General features: G+C 61.2%; 3 protein-coding genes and 2 pseudogenes. 4 read left to right on the top strand and 1 reads right to left on the bottom strand.

The window, feature by feature from the left end:
* Positions 1 to 85 precede the first annotated feature (85 nt).
* A pseudogene (locus tag C1I89_RS31490) lies at positions 86 to 952 on the bottom strand (Tn3 family transposase); the annotation flags it as partial.
* Positions 953 to 957: 5 nt separating this feature from the next.
* Between C1I89_RS31490 and C1I89_RS31485 the strand changes: the two are divergent.
* From C1I89_RS31485 to C1I89_RS31470, 4 genes and pseudogenes are all read left to right on the top strand, one after another.
* Positions 958 to 1,449: pseudogene (locus C1I89_RS31485) on the top strand (cyclase family protein); the annotation flags it as partial.
* The gene (locus C1I89_RS31480; protein ID WP_015060627.1) at positions 1,449 to 1,958 is read left to right on the top strand and encodes a MaoC family dehydratase; all 510 of its coding nucleotides are present in this window, start codon (positions 1,449 to 1,451) and stop codon (positions 1,956 to 1,958) included. The pseudogene C1I89_RS31485 and the gene C1I89_RS31480, both read left to right, overlap by 1 nt.
* Positions 1,955 to 2,878: a dihydrodipicolinate synthase family protein gene (locus C1I89_RS31475; RefSeq protein ID WP_015060626.1), complete on the top strand. Its 924-nt coding sequence runs from the start codon at positions 1,955 to 1,957 to the stop codon at positions 2,876 to 2,878. The genes C1I89_RS31480 and C1I89_RS31475 overlap by 4 nt, the downstream gene beginning before the upstream one ends.
* Before the next feature lie 209 nt (positions 2,879 to 3,087).
* Positions 3,088 to 3,374, top strand: a 287-nt coding sequence (locus C1I89_RS31470) for a Bug family tripartite tricarboxylate transporter substrate binding protein (RefSeq protein WP_258231565.1), incomplete at its 3' end; no start/stop codon positions are given.

Genomic DNA, 3,374 nt, shown 5'->3' with positions numbered 1-3,374 from the left:
AACCGCCGCCAGGTCATTCCACCGGAACTGATCGGGAAGATTGCGCCCACCAGGGGTCGTCTCAGAAAACGGAGAATAAAGCACGTTAAGCCGATTGCAGAGGTCGCAACGGCCTGAACTTGCCCGCGCCGATCTTGGCGCTGCTGCGCCAGAGGTAATCGCCGGTCAGATTGATGTGTTCCCAGCCCAACGGCGACAGGTACTGCAATAGCGTTTCATCGACGGCATGGCCGTTGCTACGCAACGCATGCGCTGCGCGCTCCAGGTAGACCGTGTTCCACAGCACGACAGCCGCCGTCACCAGATTGAGGCCGCTGGCCCGGTAGCGCTGCTGCTCAAAGCTGCTGTCGCGGATTTCGCCCAGCCGGTTGAAGAACACGGCGCGGGCCAGTGCATTGCGTGCTTCGCCTTTATTCAGCCCGGCATGGACGCGGCGGCGCAGCTCAACGCTTTGCAACCAGCCCAGGATGAACAACGTCCGCTCGATGCGCCCCAGCTCACGCAGGGCGACAGCCAGGCCGTTTTGGCGCGGATAGCTGCCGAGTTTCCTAAGCATCAGCGAGGCCGTCACCGTGCCTTGCTTGATCGAGGTGGCCAGGCGCAGAATTTCGTCCCAATGGGCGCGGACGTGCTTGATGTTGAGAGTGCCGCCGATCATCGGTTTCAGCGCGTCATAGGCGGCTTCGCCTTTCGGGGTGTAGAGCTTGGTGTCGCCCAGGTCTCGGATGCGCGGTGCGAAGCGGAAGCCCAGCAGGTGCATCAAGGCAAAGACGTGATCGGTGAAGCCCGCCGTGTCCGTGTAATGTTCCTCGATGCGCAGGTCGGACTCGTGGTACAGCAGGCCGTCAAGCACGTAGGTGGAATCGCGCACGCCGACATTGACCACCTTGTTGTGGAACGGCGCGTACTGGTCAGAGATGTGGGTGTAGAACGTCCTGCCTGGGCTGCTGCCACTTTGACCTCAAAAAGCATTTCGGCATGGACCGTCGGCACGTGAGCCATGAAGACCTCCAGGCCGTCATCGCGGAGGATGCGATCGACGTGCGGCCTGGCGACATAGTGGTGTTCCGCACGGGCTTCACGGAAGCGGTTATGGCGATGAACAGGCAGCCCGACAAGGAAATTCTCGACGCCACGGGCAGTGTCCTCGATGGGCGGGACACACGGCTGCTGAATTGGATAACCGACAGCGGCATCGCGGCACTGTGCGCCGACAACTACGCGGTCGAGGGCCTGCCCGCGCGCGAGGCGCTTGGCCGGCGGCCCTCGCTTCCCCTTCACCAGCATTGCCTGTTCAAGCTGGGCGTGCCGCTGGCCGAACTGTGGTGGGTGAAGGATCTGGCCGACTACCTCGGGCAGGAGGGCCGCACCGCGTTCCTGCTGACCGCGCCCCCCCTGCGGCTGCCCGGCGCCGTCGGCTCGCCCACCACACCGATCGCGACCACGTGATGCCGACGCCCGATCGAACTCCGCCCGTGCGCCTCGGGCAAGGCCGCCATTGGCAGGACATCCAAGTGGGCGATCGATTCGACACCTTCAGTCGTACCGTGACCGAGGCGGACCTCGTTAATTTCGTGTCGGTCACGGGCATGCTGGAGGCCATCTTCATCGAAGCCAACTACCCGGACGGGGCCATTGCCGGCCGGCCGGTACCGGCCGCGCTGACCTACACCCTGATCGAGGGGTTCATTCTGCAGACCATGATCCAGGGGACCGGGCTCGCCATGCTCGAGTTGACGCAGAAGATCCTCGCGCCCGTGCTGGTGGGCGACACGATCCGGGCCGAGATCGAAATCATGTCGATCCAGCCCAAGAAGACCGGCCGCGCCGTAGTCGCATCGGCGATCACCGTCCTGAACCAGCGCGGGGTAACGGTCATGACGTACACAGCGGTACGGTTGCTGGCCGGCCGCCCGCCCCATTCGAACCCAACCGGAAAACAAGGAGATACCCCATGAAATTTCGTGCCAGCGGCGTCATTCCAGCGGCGCTGATGCCTTTCACTCAAGACATGGAGTTGGACCTGACCACGTTCAGGTCTCACTTGCGTGATCTCGCCTCCGTCAAGGGAGTCACGGGAATCTGCGTCAACGGACACGCGTCGGAAGTCATGTCTTGCACGGAGCAGGAACAGGCCCGGATCTTAACGGTGGCTCTGGAAGAAGTAGGCAACGCGCTGCCGGTGATCGGCGGCGTCTATTCGGAAAGCAGCATCGTCGCAGCCCAGCATGCCAAGCAATGGCAGCAGCTCGGCGCCAACGCGCTCTTGGTGGTGCCACCGGCTGCTTTCGGCAAGGGTGCCCAGCTTCGGCCTGAGATGGTCATGGAGCATTACCAGCGGATCGCCGATGCATGCGACCTGCCACTGATCATCTTTCAATATGCGGGCGCGCAAATGATGGCGATCCAGACGCTCACCAATCTGGCTGACACCATCCCCAGCATCAAGGCGATCAAAGACTACTGCGGTGACCCCGTTGCGCACGAAGAGACGGTCAGACAGCTCCAGAATAGCCACAGGAAGGTGAACGTGCTGACCGCCCACAGCTCGTGGCTTCTGCAATCACTTGCGCTCGGGTGCGAAGGCATCTTGTCGGGTGCAGGCAGCACTGTCGCCGCGCTTCAGGCCGAGCTGTTCGAGGCGATGAAAGACAGCGACCTGCCACGTGCTCGGGAAATTAATGAGCGGCTGGACATTCCGAACAAGGCCTTCTACCACGCCCCGATGGCCGACCAGCACAACCGGATGAAAGAGGCTCAAGTCCTCATGGGACGCTTTCCCCATGCCGTGGTGAGGCCGCCGTTGATGAAGCTATCGACAGCGGAGATCGACGGCATCCGGGCGGCCTTGGCCAAGGCCGTCATGTTGAATCACTAAGGAGACCAGTATGACCATGGAATTCGCTTCCGGACTCGTAAAGCGCTCGGCATGCCTGTCTTGTAAACCGCTCAATGATCGACATCATGCGCAAGCTCTGATTCCTTTCTTTTCCGAGATCAACTCACGTTAGTCAGTGCCTGTTTAAGGTGCCGGATCCATGTGAAATCAAATTGACTTTTTCTCCTGCTTGTCTAAAGGATCTTCCCATGTTCATGTATTTCCGCGCCGCATGCTCGGCAATTATTCTGACGATCTGCGCTCTCCAAGTTCATGCGCAGCAACCGACCCCCATTCGTTTTGTCGTCGCGTACCCGCCTGGGGGCGCTGGCGACCAGATGGCACGAATTGTGGCGAATGAGGTCGCAAGAAGCCTCGGCACTCCTGTCGTGGTTGAAAATAAGCCCGGTGCCGGTGGCATGATTGCTGGCGATCTAGTGGCGCGCGCGAAGCCTGATGGGAAGACATTCTTCGTCGGTGGCAATGGCCCACTAGC

Origin of the sequence: Achromobacter pulmonis (genome assembly GCF_002885955.2) — a bacterium.
GTDB lineage: Bacteria > Pseudomonadota > Gammaproteobacteria > Burkholderiales > Burkholderiaceae_B > Achromobacter > Achromobacter pulmonis_A.
This window is presented reverse-complemented; position numbering and strand designations above follow the sequence as displayed.

What these genes read in the sequence shown, in the direction of transcription:
- C1I89_RS31475 (WP_015060626.1), top strand. Translation starts at nt 1,955, where the DNA reads ATGAAATTTCGTGCCAGCGGCGTCATTCCAGCGGCGCTGATGCCTTTC.
- C1I89_RS31480 (WP_015060627.1), top strand. Translation starts at nt 1,449, where the DNA reads ATGCCGACGCCCGATCGAACTCCGCCCGTGCGCCTCGGGCAAGGCCGC.